1 protein-coding gene is annotated in these 405 nt (G+C 49.9%); it reads right to left on the bottom strand.

What is annotated here, in order from left to right; all coding sequences use genetic code 11:
• The coding region (locus AC0QHF_RS28385) for a calcium-binding protein (protein ID WP_375341475.1) at positions 1 to 392 on the bottom strand (392 nt) is incomplete at its 3' end.
• Positions 393 to 405 lie beyond the last annotated feature (13 nt).

Genomic DNA, 405 nt, shown 5'->3' with positions numbered 1-405 from the left:
GTACTGCGGTTGAAAACTATAACATCGCTTCCCGGTTCAAAATCGGCGATCGCATCTTGTTGCCCTTCCCCCACCTGATCCCGAGACAGGTAGGCAAAGGTATCATCTCCCTTATCTCCAAATAGGGTATCATCTCCTTTATCGCCAGATAGGAAATCGTTATCGGCACCACCATACATCAGATCGGCACCCAATCCACCGAATTGAGAATCATTTCCTTCTCCCCCTTGCAGGGTATCGTCTCCGGCGGCACCAATCAAACAATCATCTCCAACATTTCCAAATAGGGAATCATCGCGATCGGAACCCGTGAGCGTATCGTTACCCCCCAACCCGTCGATCGCACTGAGAATCTCAACCGTTACGGTCGCCGATGTTCCATTACTAAACACCTCAAAACTTCCC

The sequence above is a fragment of the Lyngbya sp. CCY1209 genome (assembly GCF_055795065.1).
Note: the sequence above shows the minus strand (reverse complement) of the source record. Positions and strands in the feature narration are given on the sequence as shown.